We start from the raw sequence: 23,858 nt of genomic DNA on the forward strand, positions 1-23,858 counted from the left end.
GCCCATCATCTATCAGCCTCCTCTTTACATTTTTCCTTCTTCTTATTACATATTGTCTTTTGGGGCGATAGTAAATTACTGTTAACAGATTCTTGTTAAACTGTTCACCCTCTATTTCTATAAATAATCACGGAGCCCAGCAATGCTACAACTATACCCATACCAGCAACCAGTCCAGCACCGTTTTCTGCCAGGAAAGACAGTATAAGAACAATGCCACCGGTGGCAGCAACTCCAATTCCAATTACACGGGCACCCCGTTTGTTCCCTTCGTCTGCTTCTGTTTCTTCAGAACCTTTGCTGGATAATATTTTTTGGTATTCATTGTATTGTGTTGTTTCAGCTTTTTTAATGATATAAATGATTTCGTAAATAGCCATTAGTACCACTGGTAATCCAACACCCAGTGCCATTTCCATGGCACGCCCCAATTCAATATTAAGTAAGGCTGGAGCCAAAAATTTAAAGAAAGCATTAATTAGTAATGAGATGATGGTTACCGTTAATGCAGATTTGCCTGTTTGGTTTTTTGAGAACAACGACCAGATAGGTGGCAAAAACATAGCTCCTCCAGTAAGTGCAGCCACGGTCATCACCACTTCAACAATGCCTCCAAAATAAGGTACCATCAGAGCAATGATGATGGTTAGGATACCAAGACCAACAGTAGACCACTTACCAACCATTACCAGTTTTTTATCGGTGGTGTTCGGATTAAAATGTTTGTATACATCGTTGGCCAAAACACCTGCTGAAATATTTAAGGTAGTATTTACAGAGCTGGATGTGGCGAATATCATTCCACCTAACATCAGACCTAACATGCCAACCGGCAATACTTCTTTACACATCAATAGGTATGCTCCTTCATCAGCCAAGCCACCCAAATCAGGATTTAATACACGGTATATCATTGGAGGTAACATCCATATTAAAGGACTAACTGCATACAAACCTCCAAACAACCAACCTACTTTTTTGGCGTCTTTAGGAGAGGCCACACTGGTGTATCGTTGTACATACGCCCAGTTACCAGCTATAAAAAAGAGGTTATATAAGCCAAATGCCACCAGGAAGGAAGGTGAATATTCTTCATTAACAAAATTGAAAAAGTTATCGGGAGCTTTCGCAATAAAATTATCTATCCCACCAATAGCGTCAAACGACAGAGGTACGACAATCAATACGGCTGCTGTTAATACCACAAACTGGAGTACATCGGTTACAATTACGGCCCATAGTCCTCCCACTGCAGTATAAATCAATATTAGCACCCCTAGAAAAACAATGCTGGCATAAATTGGAATACCTGTGGATACTTCTACAATTTTGGCTACCGGATATAAAAAAGCGCCGGTAGTAAAAATGGAAATAAAAAGAAACAGGTAAGTGTAAATCTTCTGTGTTCTATATCCAAATCTGTCTGTAATATATTCGGCGGCAGTAAGTGCTTTTGTTTTTTGCCATTTAGGAGCGATAACAAAACCAATGATGAGACCTGCAATACACATGGTCCATTGAATGGCAATAGCAACCCAACCGCTCTGATAGGCAATGGAGCCCCAAACGACAAATGTTCCTGCCGAAAAGAAACTCATAAAAAGCGATAGCCCGCTCATCCACCAGGGAAGTGCACCGCCGGCAGCAAAAAATGATTTCATATTTTTACCAGAACGAGAAAAACTCATTCCGCTGATAAAAACCAGTGCGGTAAAAACAAATATGGCTATGATATCTATATGTCCCATAAAATAATCTCGTTTTCTATTTATTCGCGTTTTTAATTCGTTTTATTTGCTTTTTGCTCAATCCATATTTGAAATACTCGTCCGGATTTCTTAAAAAATTATGATGTTTCATTTCCGGGTCGTGAATGTCACGACTTAAATCACAATCGAAACGGTATAATTCTGAATGCCATCTTTTCGCTTCCTTTCCTTTAAAGTTGATGAAGTGACCGATACCCCAGGTGATACCGCGTCCATCACCATTATCGGCAAAAGCATCAGGAATATAGGCATTAGGTCCCACAGGCATCATTTCAGTAATGGCCATAATTTCAAAATTGACCCAGTCTTTTGCATATTGAATGGTAAAGTGTTCGCTACCATCGCGGATAGTTAAAGAAGCCACTCCTTCTTTCCATGGGAAAAAGCAAATCTCATGTCCTGAGTTCTGAACAGGATTCAATGGATGTTTTTCAAATGGTCCCAGTGGGTCTTCAGCAATAGCCAAACCAATACCACTCCAGACTGTTTGTGGGCGGTTAAATGCCGCTTTATAATACACATATATCTTTCCATCATGTACTAACGGTGTTGGTGCTTGAATGGCAAACTGATCCCATTCTCCCTTTGTTCCGGTTGGAATAACTACCTCATTAACATGTGTCCACGGACCATTGATATTATCAGCGTAAGCTACACCTACAGGACAATAATCACCACGTACTCCACTAGGCTCCGTAAATGCCTGGTAGTATAAATAATACTTTCCTTTAAACTTTAGAATGTCCGGTGTTGCAACCGCCCTCCATCCTGGAATGGGGTATTCCGGACGTGTAACTGCCACCCCTTGTTCGTCCCAGTGGAATCCATCTTTGCTGGTTGCATACCAAACTTCACCTAAATCCCAATCTGTTGTTGCAATAGTATCGTTCCAGGTTATTTTATCTCCTTCCATTTCCATTACGGAGTAATCCTTTGAAAACCTTCCTACAGGAGGTATAGAAGTATGACGTTTGGTGTACCAAACATAGTACTTACCATTTTCAAACAGCACTTTAGAAGGATCGCGACGGGTTATGGTAGCATCTCCATCGTTATAATCAAGTCCAGTTAATTTGGTGTATTTAAATTGGCTATACAGCTCATTTTCAGCATTTACATACGACGGATATTGATTAAAACTACGATCTAAAGCAGCACTCAACTCATAATCACGAGAATATTCAGTTACCTGATAAGGGAAAGCTTTAGTACCCGGCTTAGGTGTTTTTAATGGAATTACCAATGAATACGAAATCTCACTATTCTTTGGCAGGATCGCGATAATCAGCGCTTTAGGTATTCCATTTTCCATGTAGAATTTAGGCATATCTGCAGTACGGGCTGTTTTGGTAACCGTACCATCTGTCCACTTTATTTCACCTGCCTTAAGCACTAAGAAGTTTTTAGCTGGATTCCATCTAAGGCCCATATCATCACCCTCAAACAACATAGTAGAGCCATCCGGATAATCACTCCAGGCTCCGCGAGAATCTTTGGCAATACAATAATAATTACCGTTGAATACCCATTCCACATGATCATCAATAGCAAAACTTGCTGTTGGGTGTGTGATAAATGGTATACCCGTATCCGCAAAAGGTCCCATTGGAGAACGTGATGTAGCGGTTACATGAACCACTTTTCCGTTTTTAAATTTCGGATGAGGTTCAACATACTTATAAGCCAATAAAAATATGCCATCGTTCCTGCGAGAAATAGTTGGAGTTGAGGTCATCATTCGGTTGCCGGTTACATCTATCAATGGTTTGTCAAAACGTTTCCATTCACCATTTAAATCATCGGCTACAGCTACACCAACGCGTTGATTGTTACGATTTACCCACCACTCAGCATCTTTATAAAGCGGCATCCTGTCATCAGGTGTATTGTCCCAGTAACCGCTTCCCCGGTTACCCATATGGTATAGGTAATATTTACCCTTATATTCCATTACGTGGGGATTGTGAGTACAGTCACCATCCCAAAAATCCCTTCCACGAGCAGGAAGAATTACGTTTTTAAATGTATAAGGACCTGTCAATTTATCCGAGACAGCATGAGCAATCTCGGAATGTGTTACCCAGCCATGGTGACCTCTTGACTTTAACCAACGCGAGTAAATAGCATGGTATTTTCCATCGTTTCCTTTTATAATATTCGTTCCCCACACATTGTAATCTTCTTCCTCAATGATATTTGCTTTATCAAACTTCTCGGGGAGTAGTTCCGCAAAATTGAAGTCGGTTTGAGCCTGAATAAGTATTGATAGGCAGCACACTATTGCCGTTATAAAATATCTAATTTTCATCATAAGAAGTTTTTACTTTTCCTTTTTGTACCTACCCTCAGGGTGAAAATAAAGCGATTCCATGCTCTGCTCAAAATATACTTCCGGCCTATGCCAAACACCCGTCTTTTTAAAACCAGATTCGTTAAAATCCAAACTTAAATCGCAATCAAAACGAGCCATGATAGAGTATGTACTTGTAGGCGTTCCTGCATTTACAAAGTGACACAATCCCCATTTGAATCCGCGGTTGCCTTTTCCTTCTGTAAAAAGATTGGGAATATACGGCGCTGCGGCAGTCGGTGCGAATGAGATACATGAAGCAATATTGAAATTTACACCGTCTTTTGAATATTGAATGGTCTCGCGCTCATTCCCATCCTTAATAGCCAAAGTAGCTACTCCATCTCTAAAAGGAAAATAAGTGGTTTCGTGACCTGAATTCATTACTGGATTTAGCGGATGCTTTTTAAATGGGCCTAAAGGATTTTCTGAAGTCACCAACCCGTGTGCTACTGCATAATTATCACGTTTATCCGGCCATTTATTGTAGGCAGCTTTATAGTAGATATGAATTTTTCCGTTGAAAATAATAGGATGTGGATCATGCGTTGCATTTTGGTCCCATTCACCTTCTTTTCCGAAAGGTATTACCGCATCGCCACCATGTGTCCATGGGCCATCAGGCGAATCGGCGTACGATACTGAAACCGGGCAAAGGTCACCCCGTAATCCACTTGGCTCATCAAATGCCTGGTAGTATAAATAGTATTTGCCTTTCCAAACCAGGATATCAGGTGTTGCCAATGAACGCCATCCTGATTTTGGTTTTTCAGGACGTTCTACCGCTGGTCCCTGTTCTTCCCAAGTGGTGCCGTCCTCACTCGTAGCGTACCAAATATCGGCCAAATCCCAATCAGTAGAAGGGATGACATCCGTAGCTTCCTTTGCTCTGCTAAAGCCTACCGGAGGAACCTCCGTATGGCGTTTGGTATACCAGATATAGTATTTACCATCAGCCAGGATAGGTCTGGAAGGATCGCGACGCGAGATAGTTCCATCACCACCATTATAATCAAAACCCTTCAAGCGAGTGTATTTGAATTGACTAAAAAGTTCATTATCCTGAACTCGTTTGGCATCGTATTTAAACATTCGTTCGGTAGATGAACTCATGGGAATATTGGGTTTTTCCTCAGGCATAGTAAATGGAAATACACCTTGGGATTCACTTACTTGCTCCTTTGATCCTTCTGAACATGAAGTAAATATTGCTGTTGCCAAAACAACATAAATAAGTTTCGCTTTAGTTTTTCTTATCATGATCTTTATGTTTTTTCCGACACCAATGGCTCTTTTATAGTGTTATGTATTAGTGATGCTCCGGTTTAATGTTTTATTATACATCTGGGATTACACTCCATACTAATGGAGCTTAACTACTTACCTTTGACTGCCGACTGTTGACTGCTCTATCCTCTGCTTCCTCATTCCTCCGAGACCTTGCTTAAAATAAACTTCTGGTCGATGCCATACACCGGTACTCTTAAACCATTTTTCATCCACATCGAGACTTAAATCGCAATCTACTCGAGCTATGATAGAGTGTTTCTTATCAGGAGAAGTAGCTGCGTTGATAAAATGACAAACGCCCCAGGTCACCCCTCTGCCATATTCTGTCCCTGTAAAAGCATCTGGTGTATAAAAGCCACAAGCTGTTGGAGTAAGTTCCACTGTTGCAGCAATATTAAAGTTTACACCATCCTCTGCATATTGCATGGTTTGTGCTTCGTTACCGTCTTTAATGGCTAAAGCAGCAATCCCTTCTTTAAATGGAAAGTAAGTGGTTTCGTGACCTGAGTTTAAAACCGGGTTTAAAGGGTGCTTTTCGAAAGGACCAAAAGGATTATCGGCAATGGCCAAACCATGGGCTACTGCATATTTATCTCTTACATCAGGCCACTTGTTATAGGCTGCTTTGTAGTAGCAATAGATTTTATTTTTGTAAACAATTAAATGTGGGTCTTGTGTTTGGTCCTGATCCCATTCTCCTTTTTTACCAAAAGGTACCAGCACTTTTCCTGTATGCGTCCAGGGTCCTTCAGGAGAATCGGCATAAGCCATGGATATAGGGCACCAGTCTCCTTTGGTTCCGCTAGGCTCGTTAAAAGCCTGAAAATACAAATAGTATTTTCCTTCCCATATTAATATATCGGGAGTAGCCACAGAGCGCCAGCCCAATGCCGGTTTTTCAGGACGGGCTACAGCCACCCCTTGTTCTTCCCAGGTAAAGCCATCTTTTGAGGTAGCATACCATAGGTCGCATAAATCCCAATCCGTAGAAGGTATCACATCGGTAGCTTCAGCGGCCCTGTTCCAGCCAATTGGTGGTACTTCTGTGTGTCGTTTAGTATACCACATATAGTATTTGCCATCAATCAAAACAGGGCGAGAAGGATCGCGACGAGAGATGGTTCCATCACCACCGTTATAATCAAATCCTTCCAGACGTGTATATTTAAACTGAGAAAACAGCTCATTGTCCTGAACCCGTGGAGTTGGGTAATCGAACATACGGTCAACTGCAGAGCTAATAGGGTAATCAGGTTTCTCTGTAGGCATTTTATGCGGGAACACCTGAGGTTCAAATGTACCCCTGGTTTGTTCTTGTTTTGTAGTACAAGAACTGAATATGCCAAATAATAGTGCTCCGATTATTGTAGATTTTATTTTCATAATAGATTGATTTATTAAGTAATTGACAGTTGCCTGTTTACTCCTTTTCTTTTTTCAATTTCTTGTTTTGCTCTTCAATTCGCTCTCTTTGTTCTTTATTTAATCCTTGTTTAAAATAGATGTCAATATCTTGCCATAGTCCTGTCCGTTTCATGTTTGGGTCATCAACTTCAAGACTTAAATCACAATCGAAGCGAGCCAAAATAGAATGCTGGTTCACACCGTATTTCCCTGCATTGATGAAGTGGCACATTCCCCAGGTAATCCCTTGTCCATATTTTGTGTTTGTAAAAGCATCAGGAACAAAAGGTCCGGTTGCGATAGGAACCATTTCGGTGATTGATGCTATTTCAAAGTTTACCCAGTCCTTGGCATATTGAACGGTAAAATGTTCGTTGCCATCCTTGGCAATAATAGCTGCAACTCCTTCTTTAAAAGGGAATAATGTTACCTCATGACCTGAATTCAAAACAGGGTTCAGTGGATGTTTTTTAAAGGGTCCTAGCGGGTGATCTGCAATGGCCAGACCACCACCTACCCAAACCGGTTCAGGGCGGTTAAATGCGCTTTTATAGTATAGGTAGATTTTACCATCATGTACCAAAGGATAAGGATCGTGAATAGCATATTGATCCCACGCACCTTCTGGTCCATTAGGGATGACGATTTCGTTGGTTGGCGTCCAGGGGCCATCTGGTGAATCAGCGTATGATACAGCCACAGGACAATAATCGCCTTTTAACCCACTGGCTTCCATAAAACCCTGGTAATACAAATAAAACTTCCCTTTAAACTTGAGTACATCGGTAGTTGTAACCGAACGCCATCCTACATGTGGTTTAGGTGGGCGCGGTACAGCTACTCCTTGCTCTTTCCAGGTAAAACCGTCTTCACTGGTCGCGTACCATATTTCTGATAAATCCCAATCGGTTGATGGTATGGTGTCGTTGGCTTTTTGGGCATTTTTTGCGCCTACCGGAATAACAGGGGTATCACGCTTGGTATACCAGACATAATATTTTCCATTTTCAAAAATTACCTTTGAAGGATCACGACGCGTAATGGTTCCATCATGATTGCTGTAATCCAATCCTTTAACCGGTGTATATTTAAATTGAGAATATAACTCATTGTTTCGAGGATGAATATGGCTGTAGTTTTGGAAACTACGTTTCATGGCAGCACTCATTCCCTCCCTGTTAGCTGTTTCTTCCGTGATGGTATAGGGAAAAGGTGTTTTGTTACTCTCGGTATTGCTTTTTTGATTTGTACAAGCAATAAAAATACATGCTGTTAAAAAATAAGTTAGTTTTTTCATTTTATATTCTTTTTACGGCAGTTGGCTTTCCTCCATACAAAGGAGGAGTATCTCAACGAAGAAGATGGCAGATGCTTTTAGTTTATGAAATGCTAAAACTTAGTTCTAAAAAAAAATATCTGATTCCCCGTGCCTTCACATCATTCCCCCTCCTTTATGAAGGGGAAACTGATCACCATGACTGATTAATAAATTATTGTGTTAATTTCATTCACCTCTTAATATGCTTTTCAATTCTTCCAGATGTTTTTCGTAAATACCTCTTGGATCGGTACCATATTTAACCGCCAGACTCGCTGCATAACCAACAACTTCCCCCATTAATCCAGTGGTACGCATCACTCGCGTTGAACCAAAACCAACGTGGGTGGTACTAATATCCCGACCCGCCATAAATAAGTTGCTGATATTTCGAGAATAGAGACAACGATATGGAACATGCGCCGGTTTTACCCTTTTATGCACTGCTTTTGAAAGAAATTCCTGACCCTTAAAATATGTACTATTCTCATCTTGTGGATAGTGCAAATCAATAGACCAGGTTGTAGGAATAAAGGCATCCGGCTGACGAGGATTAGTATGATCCCGATCCATCTCCGAGAAAATGTAATCGCCCATTAATCTTCTGGATTCTCGTTTACCTCCAATATATCCAACCCAATCCAGTTTATAATGACTGTATTTTTCTTTCAAATTATTTTTCAGGTACGACCAGTTTCCATAAACAGCCCTAAAGTTGTGGTCGCGAATTTCTTCCGCTTCAGAAAGTGCATCGAAATTATTAAAACCGGTTTCCCAAAACCATTCCGATGTAGGACCATCTAAAAAGTATTCATTGGAGAACTGCAGGGCCCATGGCGTTTCCGGGAATGAAGAAACATCATCGAATTTAGAAGCATGCCACATGTTTGACGTCCCCAGGCAGAAGGTGTCCGCTTTATCTCTCGCTAATGATTCGCCTGTTTCTTTTTTACTCTCCCTGCCATAACGATAATCAGCACCTGCAACGTAGCCAATGGTTCCATCACCGGTGCAGTCCACAAAAAAACTACCCTCAAATCTTAGCTCCTGGTTGGTTGAAATATGACGACCAATAACTGCTTTTATTATTGCCCCATCCATTTCTACTTCATAAGCATGCATATTTAAATACAGGTCGATGTTCTTTTCAAAGTTAACCACACTTTCTTTTCGTTTATCGCCATACTTTTTGCCATCAATATTGGCATTATGAGGATCACCATTATCCAACTCTCGCACTATTCTACCCAATGCCGGATAATCATTTTCCCTGTCGATATACCCCATCAGGTGAACACGTATTTCAGAGCTATTATTGCCACCTAATACAGGACGATTTTGAATCAATGCAACCTTTAATCCACTTCGTGATGCTGCAACAGCCGAACAAATACCGGCCATTCCGCCTCCAACAACCACTACATCGTATTTCCCTTTAGTTTCAGGAGTATCTGATAAACCTAAAAGCGCTTTGCGCCACGGATTCATGGTCTTTAAATCATTGGGTGGGACATCTCTTTTGCTTGAACTAAAGTAAATCGCATCACATCTTCCGGCAAAACCAGTTAAGTCCTTTAATACAATTTTAATACTGGAAGGATCATCTATTTGAACTGTACCCCCTTCATACCATTTCCATCCTTTTTCTCCAGAAGCGCCAAACTCTTTGGTATAATTCTTTCCTATTTTAAGCTGAAACTTACCCGGTCCAACAGGAAATGGCGCCCAATCTTTTGTTCGCACCCAAATATGATATTTTCCCTTTTTAGGCAGCACAATACTGGTTGAAGCATTTTTGACTGATTCGCCCATACCATGCGCCAATAAATATGACGATCCCATGATATCGAAATACTGTTGATCTACTTTCCAACCACCACGATTTTTGAAAGACTCTGCTTCTAATAAATACTTATGTTGTCCATGTATATTAAGAGTGCAAAGAAGTAATATGAATATTACTTTACTTAGTTTATTTAGAATTTTATCCATAACACTGATATAGATGTAGTGATTCCTATTAAGTTTCATAAACTGATTTCTACCTTAAAATTATGGATAACATCAGAAATTTTCACATATTAGCTTATTCTTTCCCGAAACAAAACAGTGAATAGGTTAAGTGTGTATAAATGAGTGTTTTGTATTTGGGGATTTATATGGAATCTCAAGAATGAACAAGGATATTACACGGCAAATTTTAAAACAGGTAGAGAAAAAGTTTAACCGCGGAAGGGGGGTGAATTGGAAAAATCGCGATTTTGAAGATCTCAGTTTTTCGGTCCATCAGCAGACCAAAGTCTTGATAAGCGTAGCTACACTAAAGCGAATATTTGGTAAGGTAAAGACAGATGCAAATTATTCGCCACAAGAAAGTACCCTGGAGGCTCTTGCTAACTATACTGAATTTGATTTTACTACTAATCCTAAAAAAAGTAGTGTAAAATACATATGGTATCTGGTTCCTTTGCTAATTATTGTTATTGGTTTTTTTTATACCATCAGTTTCGATAATAATAAAACTTTAATAAAAAATAGTCCTATTCAGGCCACTATTCAGTTGGTTAAAACAGAAGGCAATTGCCCAACAACAGCCTATTTCGATCTTGAAATACAAGAAACTCAGGATTCTGTTTTTATTGATTTTGGAGACAATTCAGAATTTCACCAGGTCAACCATCAAAAAGCGATCTCTCATTTTTATGCTTATCCCGGGCAGTTTGAGGCTAAACTGAGGAGTAGAGGCGAGGTTATTGCGCGGTCCGACAAAATATTGGTTAAAACTAATGGCTGGCAGGCTTTCACCTATTACTATTTTGGTGATTATAATGCAGAAACGCGAAAACGGTATTATCCGGTTCCGTTAGAAAAAGCAGTTAAAAGTAATGTTTTCCATGTCTCTCCCAAAACGATATCATCTTTAGGAATTGATACTACTGAAATCATTTCCGTACGCTTGGATAATTACAAAAAAACAGGAATTAATGGGGATTTATTTACTTATAAAGCCAGGTTAAAAACAAGTTCGTTTTGGCCTGCAGTTCGTTGTTATTCTACTTATGTTGTTGTGGTGGGGACTAGTGGAGAGATTAGTTTTAAATTTGTAGGCGAAGGTTGTAGCACTTATTCTTCTTATGGAATTAGTGAAATTAAAAGGACCGGATTAGAAGAGGACTTAAGTAGTCTTGTCGTTAATCGCAATGAGTGGTTTGATGTAGAAATCACGAACCAATCAAAAAATGTTCAGTTGTTGGTGAATAACAAAGAAGTTTTTGCAGGAGAGTATAAAAACTCTATTGGCGAAATCGTTGGGACTACCGTTGAATTTCACGGCAGTGGCTCTGTTGATCATGTAAAGTTATTTGTGGAAGAAGAGTGTGTTTTTGACAAAGATTTTTGATAGTTGGGATATTTCCTATTAAATTGTAGTGGTTTAATCAATAGGAACCTTCGCAAAATACATATTCTTACTGTAGCACTATGGGTAAATTAGCGTCTGTAAAAGATAATATTTTTGGTAATACAGACCAGATTGGCAATGAGGGATATTTTATCTCGGCAACCACCTTTGCATCCGCTCCTTTTCTTATTTTACTGTGTAATCTTCATTTACTTATGGAGCTAAAATTAACACCGTTGATTTTAGGAGGGAGTAGCGTTTTGGTATTGCTGTTTTAATATTATTTTGTGCAATTCGGTAATATTGTTTATATCTCAAAATTTATACTTGCCATTTGGGGATTGGTAATGTTAGATGTTACCTGGTATTACATGTAATTATCAAACGGTCCGCTGCTTTATTCTAGTTTATGGCGCACTTGTAATTTGGGTATGGGAGGTTAGAAGTTTAATGGTTTTATTTTGATTGGATGCGAAATGAATCATAAAACCAACGTGTTCCGGTTCTATGCTAAAGATACCGGTATCGGAATATGTAAATCAAAAAAGGCAGAAATATTCAAACATTTAAACTTTCTGAAAATGTTCCGAATAAGAATGTAACGGTCGCAACTAGTAATATAACGAAAGAAGCAAAATTGAAATATTCAAATGGCTAAAAAGAAGTTAAGCTGGATATGTAGTCCAAAAATGATTCCTTGAGGAATTGAAAATGCAAATAGTATATTCTCCTAATAAATAATGGTAACTCATGGTATTATTTTGAAGCAAACTCTATCCATATTAACCATCATCTTATTCTTGCTTCCAACCATTGGCAGGATTTGGATTGTCATCGACTTTAAAATACACCAGGATTATATTGCCAAGGTACTTTGCGTTAATAAAGATAAGCCTGATAACACTTGTAATGGTAAGTGCCATTTAAAAAAGCAATTAAAGAAAGCACAAGAAAACCCTCAAAGCGAAACGTCAAAAAATTTTAAGGAAAATTCCGTTTTAAATTTATTTCTGCCTGAATTTGATATATTATTAAAATCTAATTCATCGATTAAAGAAAAGCAAAAACAATACTTTAATACACCATTCAAAAGATCCGGTTATATAAATAAGTTTTTCCGACCTCCGAAATTCTTATTACAATTTACTTTATAAATCTCCCCATGTAACTATTGGAGAGTGCTTTTGGCGTGCGCAAATGTACAGTCCTTAAAGCGTTGTGTCTGGTATACAAAATTGGATCAACCTAAAATCATTTTATGAAATTTAAAAAAACTATCAAGCATGTGTTCATGATTTTGATGTTGTTACTCATGAACATGACCGGAATATATGCACAACAGCACATCAAGTTGCTGGATGAGGAGAGTTCGATGCCTATTCAAGGCACAACTTATGTGTATGGAAATCAAACAGGCGTTTCTGACGAAAACGGAACGATTAAATTTACTTGGAAAGAAGAAGTTAGCATGAAACTGTCCCATCTCAACTATGGAGAGTGGGAGTGGAGTGCAGATCAACTAGTACAGTTATTTAAACCCGGAATATACTATCGAAAAAGTGTCTCGGTAAGTCTTTACCCGGTAACGGTGTTAGCTGTTCGGCCAGGTCAAACACCATCATCCAGTTTGAAACTGGGATATCAGGACAGAATGGCGCACGATGGAGCGGACGTGCTAAATCAGACACCCATGCTAAACAGTATCCGCAAAAGTGGGAAGTATGGTTTTGACCCCGTTTTACGCGGATTTAAATACGACCAGCTCAATATCGTTTTAAATGGAGCCCAAAGCGCTACGGCTGCTTGTCCTAACAGGATGGATCCGCCTACAAGCCAGATGGCGCCCAACATGATTGATAAGATTGAGGTGCTTAAAGGCCCGCACGTTTTGCGATATGGGACAGGTTTTGGAGGAACAGTAAACTTTGTTCCTGCCAAGCTTAAGTTTACGGACAAAACTGATGTTTATGGCAGATTATCTTCAGGTTACGAAAGTAATGGATCGGCCTTAACTAGTGAGGCTCAATTAGGGTTTCGTGGCAAAAGCTATGACCTTAGTTTTTTTGGAGCCTGGGCACAAGGGGATGATTATAAGGCAGGAAATGATCAAACTGTTCAATCCGACTTTGAGAGGGGGAGTTTTGGAACTACTATCGGACTTAAGCTTACCTCTAAACAGCAACTGAGAGTTTCCGCCATTTACAATATGGCTCGCGATGTGGATTTTCCTGCACTGCCAATGGACTTGCGGGAAGATGATACCTGGATGATGAACGCCCGGCACGATATGAACATTAACAATGATCGGCTAAAATCCTGGAATACTACTTTTTTTGCCTCTTTTGTAGATCACTTAATGGATAATCTTCTGAAAAACCTGGATCCGCGAACCATGAATGCTGAAACTCCGGCAAAGACTCATAACTACGGGGGGCGTAGCGAAGGAGTATGGAAGTTTACGAAGGGAACCCTATTTGCAGGGGCAGACTGGCGCGTGGAAGGAGCGGAGGGAACCAGGGTTCGCGAATTTTTGATGGGGCCCAATGCAGGAAAAACAGTTGAGGATAATGCCTGGCAAGATAGTCGTATCGCTAAAGGGGGATTGTTTGGAGAGTACCATCTCGAAACAGAGAAATATCACTTTGTTTTTTCTGGTAGGATGGAGGTTAATAACTCTAAAGTTAACGATGGTAGTACGGAGTTTATGCAAGTGTACTCCCAAACAGACAAGACACAGATTAACCCGAGCATCAGTTTGGGAACCTCACTAAAATTGAATAAGACGGTTACATTAGGACTATGGCTAGGCAGAGCGCAACGTAGTGCAGGATTAACAGAACGTTTTATTAATTATTTTCCCGTAGGGCAAGATCCCTACGAGATGTTGGGTAATCCAAACTTAGATCCGGAGATCAACAACCAGGTGGATTTAACTTTTGAATGGGCCACGAAGAAATCAGTCATAGATTTTGATTTTTTTGCTTCGTTTATGCAGGACTTTATTTCATCGGTGATCGACACCAATTTGACCACAAGATTGCCCAACAGTCCCGGCGTACGCCAGTTTGTAAATATTGATAAGGCTTTTAAAACCGGTCTCGAGATTAATTGGACACAGGAACTATTTGCGGGGCTGCGGCATCAAATGGGTTTAGCGTACACCTATGCCGAAGATTTGGAAAGAGGAGAACCTCTGCCAGAAATAGCGCCGCTTGATTTTAGATATACATTGCGAGGGTCATTTTTGGGGGATAAGTTTCGGCCAGAGCTTAACTTCCGTCATGTAATGGAACAATCGCGCATTTCATCTGAATATGGAGAAACAAAAACACCATCATTTTCATTGTTGGATGTAAAACTATCGTATCAAATTTCCAATGCTGTTCAGATTGCCGCAGGTGTAAACAACCTATTCGACGAGAATTACTACGAACACTTAAGTCGTTCGGTGCGTGGAACAACAGATCCTATTTTTGCTCCGGGAAGGAATGTGTTTGGTTCGTTGAATATAAGTTTTTAATACTAAGTTTATAAAGCACAAAGCCAATAAAGTAAAAAGGTAATTTGATATCAATGTTAAACTGCTTATGCATTTTTTTCAGGTTCTATGATTTAATTTAATAAATACATGTGAATTTTATAGAGGGTGGTGATTTATCGTTGCCATCCTTTATTTTTAAACATCTTAGTTTGTAAATATGCATTAAAATATAAGTATATTGTATATTAGTCCGTAAATTAATGTAGAAATATTAATAGTTGCACCATATGTCGGAATTTACAAATACGAAGGATAAGAGATTAACAATATTATTAAAAGTTGCCAAAACCATATTGCAAACTGGCAGTGCTCGTGAATTTATTGTTGGGAATAAAGACTTTATTGAAACGGTAATACCTACAGACTTTATCACCCTTTTTGATGTACTGATAAAAGAAGGGTATCCGATGGATGATATTAAGGTGCTGACCAATAAAATTCTGAATGTTTTTCACCAACCTATTGAGAACTTTGAAAGGATAATACCAGCAATGGATTCTTTTTTGGGTGTACTTGAGCAAAACAACAGGGAAATGGAGTTGTTACTAAAACAGATAAAGCCTGTTTTTAAAGATTTTGTTTTAGATGTGGAGCACATTGAACGCAAAAAAAAGTTGCTCCAATTATTTCGGCAGTTGGAGGTATTTGTAGCACATTATACCATTAAAGAAAATGTGCTGTTTCCGGTGATTGAAAAAAACTGGTCCGATTACAGGTGTTTGCTAATTATGTGGTCATTTCATGACGATATCAGAAAGAATATAAAAACGGTGATCCATCAGCTATCGAATGATAGCGTTGAATTAAAAACGTTTAAGCGTTGTGTTGGCGATATCTTTTTTAATATGCTGGCCATTAAGTTTCGTGAAGAGCGTATTCTTTTTCCCTATATCCTGTCTACTATCAGCGAAGAACAGCTGGCCGCAATGAACCGTGAAGGTTTTGAGATGGGATATCCTTATGTTCAGCCTGCAAAAGTAGCAAAGAGCGATAAAAAAGAAGATTTCGAAGACGGAAAGGTAAATCTTGGAACAGGAGAGCTAAGTGTGGAGCAGCTCAAACTTATTTTTAATCATTTACCCGTTGATATCACTTACGTGGACGAGCACGACAAAGTGCGGTATTTTTCAACACCTCCTAAAAGAATATTCCCGCGGACCAAGGCCATAATAGGGCGCCAAGTAAACAACTGTCATCCGCCCGAAAGTGTGCATGTGGTAGAAAATATTGTTCGGTCATTTAGAAGTGGAGAAAAAAGCAGGGCCGATTTTTGGATTAAAATGAGGGGAGAATATATTCTTATCCAATATTTTGCGGTAAGAAACGAACAGGGTGAATACAAAGGGGTGATTGAAGTTTCACAGGAAATATCGGACATCAGGAAACTGGAAGGCGAAAAAAGATTGTTAGATTGGTAATATAAATAAAATGGTGGCGGTTTTACGAGGCATAAATGTTGGCGGTAAAAGAAAAATCCTCATGGCAGATTTAAAGCTGTTGTTTGCAGGTATAGGTTTTACAGACGTGGTTACCTATATCCAAAGCGGCAATGTAATTTTTAATGCTGACCAGCCATGGAGTAACCTAGAAATAGGGAATAAGATTGAACAGGCTATTGCAGATAAATATGGGTTTGAAGTACCTGTAATCGTTCGATCGGCTCAAGAATTGGAGCATATCGTTAATAATAACCCCTTTGATAAAGGTGAGATAGGTATAAACCAACTACATCTTACGTTTTTAAAAGATATACCTAGTTCAGACAACCGTTTAAAAGCAGAATCCTATAATTTTGAGCCAGATCAGTTTGTCATCGACAAGAATGATGTGTTTCTCTGCATCAAAGGAAAATATCATCAAACTAAGCTAAGCAACCACTTTTTCGAAAGTAAATTAAAAGTACCAGCAACTACCCGAAATTGGAAAACTGTTTTAAAGCTTCTTGAGTTGAGTGGATAAGCATGTTTTATATTGTCTAGAAAAACTGAAAAGTAAGTTTATTTAGTACAGACAAAAAGCACATATGATGAAAAACCAAAAGGAAACAGAAATGTTGAACCGGATGAGCAAGGATCCCGGAAATTGGCATGGACCATTTTATTTCAACAGGAAAGACCCACGATTAATAGTGCCCAAATTCAATCCCGCTTTAGGCCAAACTTTTAACTTCGCAAGCCCTTATGCCTATATAACTCTGGCAGGAATAATCCTAATTGTTGTCGTATTTAGGTTATTAGGGAAATGAGGCTAACCGAATTGGCAACTACCATGTTGGAAACAGGGTTATCCGGCCAGGTTTTAAGGATGTAATAATAATTGGGTTTATGATGGACATTACACCGGTAAAAAATAGGCCCGGTAATGTATAAGTGAAGATAGTTAGAGATTTTTAAAGTTTCGGTATCGGGAAGATAGTGAGCAATAGCTATGCATTGGGGCATAAAATGACGCTTAAAATGCATTCAATGGTGAAGCTAAAATAAATAACAGAAAATGTTGATAACTTTTTCGGTAAGAAAATAACAGCCAATGATGTATGGTGTGTAGTCTCTTTTCTTAGTATTGTCTTCTTTGATGATAAACAATCCCTTAGTGGAGGTTTTACTAGTTCCAGTATGGTGTAAATTCTTTTTTCACTCTAATTAAGAAATTCATTTGTCTCTGAGAAAACTTTTGTACTTTTAATATTTAGTATGGCTTTTAAAATATCGCAAATTTAATATGTTGAATATTAATAGATTAACAAAATAAACCATGCTTCTTTTTTCTTGCTATTCAACATTTTAAGTCATCTTGGAAACATAAGGATATCTGTTATATAATATGCAATTAATGGCTTGCTTTGGATGGGTACTTATTTGTTCAACAGGTATAAAGTTTAATCAATAAGCCGAATATCTCATGTGTTTTTGGTGAAGATATATCTAGTATGTGGTGTAAGGATGTTACACTTTATTTGGGGCACAGGTCTTCTATTAATGTAGTTATAAGAGGAGGAACAGGCGAAATACACGGGTTATAGAATCGGGAATATAAAATAAATCAGATGTGTAAGGTCAATATGATATGGGGAGTTTTTATTTTGTCGGTAACATTGAGTTGTGGACTCAATTCCTCCATAGAAAATCGCAAAAAAGATAAAGAATGGAAATATCTGTTTAACGGAAAAAACCTTGACGGGTGGGTGGTGAAATTAAATCATCATAAGTTAGGTGATAATTACGCCAATACGTTCAGGGTCGTTGACGGTAAAATTCAAGTTAACTACGACGGGTATAATCGGTTTGACGAACGTTTTGGACATTTGTTCTATTACCAGCCATTTTCTTCCTATCATTTAAAATTTGAATATCGTTTCACCGATCAGTGGTTAAATGACGCACCTGTATTTACCTTTCGCAATAGCGGTGTCATGTTTCATTCCCAAGATCCTAAGACCATTTTAAAAGAACAGAACTGGCCAATATCTGTAGAATATCAGCTGCTGGCGGAGGAAACAGAAGGTGAGCAAAGACCTACGGGAAATGTTTGTACGCCGGGAACAAATATTGTTTTTAATGGGAAAAAGGATTCCCGACATTGTATAAAATCAACCTCTTCGACGTATAAATGGGATCAGTGGATTAGCGTTGAGTTGATTGTAAAAGGAGGTTCAGTATTTCACATTGTTGAAGGGGATACTGTATTGCATTACAGTAATCCTTCGATAGGCGGCGGAGTTGTTAAAGGTTATGATCCAAGGGTAAAAATTGATGGTAAACCGTTGACCGATGGATATATTGGATTACAATCTGAAGGACAGGGGGTAGAGTTTAGTGAAATAAAGATAAAGGAATTATGACAGACAGAGGTCGAATTGTTGAGATATATTCAGGTTCGTTATGGGAGAGCGAAATGGTGAAAAGTATGCTGAAAGCCAATGGTATCAATTGTTTCTTAAAAAACAATACCTTGAATTCATATGTTTACGAACCTATTGTTGCAGAAGGGGTTAAGGTGATGGTTAATGAAGCAGATCAACAAATTGCACAAGTAATTGTGGAGGCCTATAAAAAATCGAAAAATTAGTCAATAGGGACAACCAAATAACCGGTTATATGTTATGTATCTGTTAACATTAATGCCGATAACCATGCAAATACAAGCAGATTCTCCCGCTGACTATATCAACCAACTTCCCGAAGATCGGCAAAGTGCCTTTAAAAAACTCAGAAATGTAATACTTGAAAATCTTCCTGAAGGATTTGAAGAAACCATGAGTTACGGCATGATTGGTTATGTGGTTCCGCATTCCTTGTACCCAGCCGGGTACCATTGTGATCCAAAACTACCATTGCCCTTTATGAGTATAGCATCGCAAAAGAATTTTGTTGCTTTATATCACTCAGGAATTTATGCCGATAAAAAATTGCACGATTGGTTTGTGGGAGAATACCCAAAACATGGTAAGTATAAATTGGATATGGGCAAGAGTTGCATTCGTTTTAAAAAATGGGATGATATTCCTTATGAACTTATTGGTGAACTGACTCGGAAAATGACATCTCAGGACTGGATCAATTTGTATGAGGAAAATGTGAAAAGGTGAAATGTCTAATAGGCTGCTATTGATTAATTAGTACTTCTTACAACTCGTAATTTTCACTGTTTTCCCCGTGTAATATTCTTTTGCAGGGTAAAATAATATATTTTTAAAGACAGCCTTGTGCTTTTGCGGATTGCCCCTTTAGGTCAATGTTTTATATGCGCTGAAAGTGCCTATTGTTTTACTTAATCCATGGAAATATCAGCATCCAGCGTGTTATTAAAGTGTAGAAGGACCTGCAAATGATATGGTTGTACAACCTATAAGCGCATGTTTAGTTAATCCGGATATGTATTAAAGACACATAATGAGTTTTTAAAATGCCATTAAACAAGACGTTGCTGAAACAAGGCAGCACCCTTTTGTGAGTTGAGGCAAGTTAGTGAAACACCTTGTGTTGAAGCAGTTTAATTGCGTAACAGAAATTCGAATGCATATGGCTGGTTTAATCATTTCCTTGGGGTCTCAGTGTCACCGTATTCTACTGCTCAAACTCCAGTGTAAACTCTAAAATTTCGGGTCTGTTCCCAATCCGTACCGGAGGACCCCAGGTTCCAAAGCCCGTGCTTACATAAAAATGAGAGTTGCCTTTTTGCTTATATCCTCTGCTCACTTCAAAAATCTTTTGTGTGATATAGCCAAAAGGCCAAAGTTGTCCATGGTGGGTATGTCCGCTAATCTGTAAGTCAATACCTGCTTTTTGGGCCATTTCCAGGTTGTAAGGCTGATGATCGAGCATTACAATGGTTTTTTGCCTGTCTAGAGGTCTAACAAGTTCCTCAACTGATTTTCGTGGCATACGCGTGAAGGATGTTCTATCTTTATCCTCCCTTCCCACAATATAAAAACAACTGTCAATGAAAACACTTTCGTCCCTTAGTATATGAATACCATGTTCTTCCAGATATTCAACAGCCCTGTCAACCCCACCAATGTATTCATGGTTCCCCGTTGAAGCGTAAACTCCCAGAGGGGCTTCAAGCTGAAGCAGGTTCTCACCCAGATTTTGTTCGATAACAGGTTTGACATCTTCATCAACCACATCGCCCGCAAACAATATGATGTCCGGGTTTAACGAATTGATGGTATTTACCAGTTTCCCTGTTTTTCGCGGCCCTATAATCGTTCCCAGATGAATATCCGAAGCCGCTACTATTTTAATGGACTTCCTATCTCCACCCGGTTTATTTATTTTGATGTTTTGTTTTACAATTTTGGGTGTCCAGGCATTGATGTGCCCAACTACAACCGTGAGAACCACAATTGCGGTTACAGCATAGGTTGTAATTAATTTGATTTGTGCATAATTGTCGTTTAGTTTGTCCGGCATAAAATGAAACAACATATTGCTCCATCTGACCAAATCAACCATAAAAATAACAAGCACAAAATAAAGCATTCCGGCAAACCAAAATGCACCACTCCAATGAACAAACGAAGAAATGGGAGAATACCAGATTTTTTCTAAAAAGCGACCCGCCGGATACGCCAAAACCAAGAACAACATTATTCCTCGCAGATAAGGAAGCAGTTGAGGCATAGCTTCAATCCCTTGAGCACCCCGCTTATAAATATATAAGTTCACCAAAAAGTGAATTCCCAAAATAATCCCAAAGAAAATTAAAAAACGCATATTTTTCATTGTGTGGTGTGTAATTTTTCCCTTGTCTTTTTTAACCAGGAGAGCCGGTTTTCTAACAAGAAACAAAAATAAAGGTTTAATTGGGTTTTAGGTGTAAAAAAAGTACTACTGGGAAATAACCAGTATTCAAATACCCGAATTGAGTAATGAAGTGATAAGAAAATATCCCCGGAAATGTTCCTGAGGATAAATACGAAGTTCTTTAATGTTATAAAAGTCAGCGCTTTTTTTTCGTATCTGTTTCTTATTTTTCACCTTTTTATTCTACCTATTTTAAATAGGTATCAAGCCATCTAAAAAATTCACGATGCCACAGAATACCATTCTGTGGTTGAAGTACCCAATGGTTTTCTTCGGGGAAGAATAAAAAACGGGCGGGTATGTCTCTTAATTTAGCCGTATTATAAGCACCCATGCCTTGAGTATAAGGTATTCTAAAATCCTTTTGTCCGTGAATAACTAAAATGGGGGTGTCCCAGTTGCCAACAAATTTATGAGGAGAATTGGCATAGGAGTTTTGAGCCAGCGTGTTGTCTTTGTCCCAATAGGCGCCTTTCAGGTCAAAGTTCACAAAAAACATCTCTTCTGTGGTGGAATACATCTGTTCCAAGTTGAAGATGCCGCAGTGTGAAACAAAGGCTTTAAAACGTTTGTTATGATTTCCGGCCAGCCAGTATACCGAAAAGCCACCATAGCTGGCACCAATTGCACCTAATTTATTCTCATTCACGTATGGCTCTTTTGCTAAAGCATCAATGGCGCTAAAATAATCTTTCATGTTCTGGCCGCCATAATCACCACTGATTTGCTCATTCCATTCTTGTCCGAACCCGGGTAGGCCATGCCTGTTTGGCGCAACAACAATATAACCGTTGGCAGCCATGAGCTGAAAGTTCCAGCGTAAACTCCAAAATTGACTGACGGTGCTTTGCGGGCCTCCCTGGCAATATAATAGTGTCGGGTATTTTTTATGGGGATCAAAGTTTGGCGGGTATATTACCCAAGTTTGCATTTCTTTGTGATCGGTAGTTGGGATCCATCGACTTTCCACTTTACCCATTTCTAATTGAGCCAATACGTCTTTGTTTACAAACGAAATTTCCTGGTCTTCACCAGTTTTGGTGTCTACCATATAAATTTCAGTGGGGTGGTTCATGGTAGTTTTTGTTGCTACCACTTGATCCACCAACGGAAATACCGAAGTGTAATTTTGCTGGCCTTTTGTTATTTGTTTTATGTCTCCCGAGCTAAGCTCTACATGGTAAATTTGGTATGGCCCAAGATGGTTACTGGTAAACCAAATCTTGTCACTTTTGTCTGACCATGCCAACGCTCCGGCATTTTGATCAAAACCTTCCGTTAAATCCCTTTTCTCCCCGGAAGTTAGATCCAATAAAAACAACCTGTTTTTATCCGCTTCGTATCCATCCCGCTCCATGCTTTCCCAAGCCATATATTTGCCATCCGGCGAAAAGATAGGATTAAGATCGTACCCGGCCATGCCTTTGGTAAGGTTGGTAGTGGATTTGTTTTCCAGGTCATACAAATAAATATCGGCATTTGTGGAAAGGGCATAAGCTTTACCTGATAGTTTTTTACAGGAGTAGGCGATTTTTTTAGAATCCATTGTCCAGTTGATTTGTTCTATACCACCAAAAGGATTTAATGGTGAATCGAACCTCTCATCTTTCATGATATCAATATAGTTATCGGTTACCTTACCATCAGCTATATTAGCCACAAAAACATGGCTATAGGAACCATCCTCCCAGCTATCCCAATGGCGATACATTAAATCGTTTTCAATTCTTGCATCGGCATGTGGAAGGTCAGGGTACAAATCATGAATATCTTCATCCATTTTAACTTGTGCGGTAAAAGCCAGGTGTTTCATGTCCGGCGAATATACATAACCTGTTATGCCTCCGTTGATATCTGTAACCTGTATTTTATCGGAGGCATCGGGATTCATTTCCCATAACTGTAATGAGCCGGATTCCGAAGATAGGTAGTTAATCTTACTTCCATCGGGACTGAATGTTACGCTTGATTTGCTAAGTCTGGAATTTGTAATCTGCCTTACTTCACCAGATTCGAGTGCAATCCTGTATATGTCGGTATACGATTTGTTCTCTTCTATATTTGTATAAGATACCGTATAGAGCAGCTGCTTGTTATCGGGCGATAAAGAAACATTGCCCACTCTTCCCAATTGCCATATAATTTCAGGGGTAAGTTTAGTACTGTTAAGCTTTATTCCTTTGTTCGTAAAACCAATAGTATTGTTAGTAGAAGGAGTATTACAGGAAAATAGAAATAAAAGCAGGATTAACGGTAAGTGTATTATTTTCATGTTTCTGTTTTAACGAATGGATAAATTATTTTAGCGCAATTTAAAACACGTTTTAGAGAGTTCCAAATATTCATTTGAAGATTCGGATGTATAATTATTTTAACCCGAATTATGCATTAGAACTTCGTCGTGAACATTGAAAGTGCAATAAAACAAGGCTTTACTGAAACGAGGCATCACTTGTCCAGATTACTTTCGAGAGCATC

General features: G+C 38.9%; 18 protein-coding genes. 10 read left to right on the forward strand and 8 right to left on the reverse strand.

Translation table 11 applies throughout. The annotated features are described in order from the left end of the window. Positions 1–104 precede the first annotated feature (104 nt). From ACRD64_RS10820 to ACRD64_RS10845, 6 genes are all read right to left on the reverse strand, one after another. Positions 105–1,748: a sodium:solute symporter family protein gene (locus ACRD64_RS10820; protein WP_430933363.1), complete on the reverse strand. Its 1,644-nt coding sequence runs from the start codon at positions 1,746–1,748 to the stop codon at positions 105–107. Positions 1,749–1,764: 16 nt separating this feature from the next. Continuing rightward, the gene (locus ACRD64_RS10825) at positions 1,765–4,080 is read right to left on the reverse strand and encodes a family 43 glycosylhydrolase (protein WP_430933364.1); all 2,316 of its coding nucleotides are present in this window, start codon (positions 4,078–4,080) and stop codon (positions 1,765–1,767) included. 9 nt (positions 4,081–4,089) lie between these two features. Next, the gene (locus ACRD64_RS10830) at positions 4,090–5,379 is read right to left on the reverse strand and encodes a glycoside hydrolase family 117 protein (RefSeq protein ID WP_430933365.1); all 1,290 of its coding nucleotides are present in this window, start codon (positions 5,377–5,379) and stop codon (positions 4,090–4,092) included. 120 nt (positions 5,380–5,499) lie between these two features. Further along, positions 5,500–6,792, reverse strand: a complete 1,293-nt coding sequence (locus ACRD64_RS10835; RefSeq protein WP_430933366.1) for a glycoside hydrolase family 117 protein — start codon at positions 6,790–6,792, stop codon at positions 5,500–5,502. 37 nt (positions 6,793–6,829) lie between these two features. Continuing rightward, positions 6,830–8,110 (reverse strand): glycoside hydrolase family 117 protein, encoded by a 1,281-nt coding sequence (locus tag ACRD64_RS10840; RefSeq protein WP_430933367.1) that lies wholly within the window; start codon positions 8,108–8,110, stop codon positions 6,830–6,832. Between the two features lie 207 nt (positions 8,111–8,317). Beyond that, positions 8,318–10,123 carry an FAD-dependent oxidoreductase gene (locus tag ACRD64_RS10845; protein ID WP_430933368.1) on the reverse strand — a complete coding sequence of 602 codons (1,806 nt, stop codon included), beginning with the start codon at positions 10,121–10,123 and terminating at the stop codon, positions 8,318–8,320. Between the two features lie 181 nt (positions 10,124–10,304). Between ACRD64_RS10845 and ACRD64_RS10850 the strand changes: the two genes are divergently transcribed. The 10 genes from ACRD64_RS10850 (at position 10,305) to ACRD64_RS10895 (ending at position 19,660) form a co-directional block, all read left to right on the forward strand. Next, complete coding sequence (locus tag ACRD64_RS10850; RefSeq protein ID WP_430933369.1) at positions 10,305–11,531, forward strand: hypothetical protein; 1,227 nt, start codon at positions 10,305–10,307, stop codon at positions 11,529–11,531. Between the two features lie 80 nt (positions 11,532–11,611). Next, the gene (locus tag ACRD64_RS10855) at positions 11,612–11,809 is read left to right on the forward strand and encodes a hypothetical protein (protein WP_430933370.1); all 198 of its coding nucleotides are present in this window, start codon (positions 11,612–11,614) and stop codon (positions 11,807–11,809) included. Positions 11,810–12,271: 462 nt separating this feature from the next. Beyond that, positions 12,272–12,685 carry a hypothetical protein gene (locus ACRD64_RS10860; RefSeq protein WP_430933371.1) on the forward strand — a complete coding sequence of 138 codons (414 nt, stop codon included), beginning with the start codon at positions 12,272–12,274 and terminating at the stop codon, positions 12,683–12,685. Positions 12,686–12,789: 104 nt separating this feature from the next. Next, the gene (locus tag ACRD64_RS10865; RefSeq protein ID WP_430933372.1) at positions 12,790–15,051 is read left to right on the forward strand and encodes a TonB-dependent receptor domain-containing protein; all 2,262 of its coding nucleotides are present in this window, start codon (positions 12,790–12,792) and stop codon (positions 15,049–15,051) included. Positions 15,052–15,299: 248 nt separating this feature from the next. Next, complete coding sequence (locus tag ACRD64_RS10870; protein WP_430933373.1) at positions 15,300–16,490, forward strand: DUF438 domain-containing protein; 1,191 nt, start codon at positions 15,300–15,302, stop codon at positions 16,488–16,490. A gap of 10 nt (positions 16,491–16,500) precedes the next feature. Next, the gene (locus tag ACRD64_RS10875) at positions 16,501–17,031 is read left to right on the forward strand and encodes a DUF1697 domain-containing protein (protein ID WP_430933374.1); all 531 of its coding nucleotides are present in this window, start codon (positions 16,501–16,503) and stop codon (positions 17,029–17,031) included. A 64-nt stretch (positions 17,032–17,095) separates the two neighbouring features. After that, positions 17,096–17,317, forward strand: a complete 222-nt coding sequence (locus tag ACRD64_RS10880; RefSeq protein WP_430933375.1) for a hypothetical protein — start codon at positions 17,096–17,098, stop codon at positions 17,315–17,317. 801 nt (positions 17,318–18,118) lie between these two features. Further along, on the forward strand, positions 18,119–18,913 hold the full coding sequence (locus tag ACRD64_RS10885) for a 3-keto-disaccharide hydrolase (RefSeq protein ID WP_430933376.1): 795 nt from the start codon (positions 18,119–18,121) through the stop codon (positions 18,911–18,913). Beyond that, a complete protein-coding gene (locus tag ACRD64_RS10890) occupies positions 18,910–19,140 on the forward strand; it encodes a DUF2007-related protein (RefSeq protein ID WP_430933377.1) in 231 nt (76 codons plus the stop codon). Before ACRD64_RS10885 ends, ACRD64_RS10890 begins: the two co-directional genes overlap by 4 nt. A gap of 64 nt (positions 19,141–19,204) precedes the next feature. Further along, on the forward strand, positions 19,205–19,660 hold the full coding sequence (locus ACRD64_RS10895; RefSeq protein WP_430933378.1) for a DUF1801 domain-containing protein: 456 nt from the start codon (positions 19,205–19,207) through the stop codon (positions 19,658–19,660). 478 nt (positions 19,661–20,138) lie between these two features. Here ACRD64_RS10895 and ACRD64_RS10900 read toward each other — a convergent pair whose 3' ends face one another. After that, positions 20,139–21,290, reverse strand: coding sequence for a metallophosphoesterase (locus ACRD64_RS10900; RefSeq protein WP_430933380.1), 1,152 nt, complete (start codon positions 21,288–21,290; stop codon positions 20,139–20,141). Positions 21,291–21,567: 277 nt separating this feature from the next. Then, positions 21,568–23,652, reverse strand: a complete 2,085-nt coding sequence (locus ACRD64_RS10905; RefSeq protein WP_430933381.1) for an alpha/beta fold hydrolase — start codon at positions 23,650–23,652, stop codon at positions 21,568–21,570. Positions 23,653–23,858: the final 206 nt, after the last annotated feature.

It is taken from the genome of Saccharicrinis sp. 156 (assembly GCF_050589685.1).
GTDB lineage: Bacteria > Bacteroidota > Bacteroidia > Bacteroidales > Marinilabiliaceae > Saccharicrinis.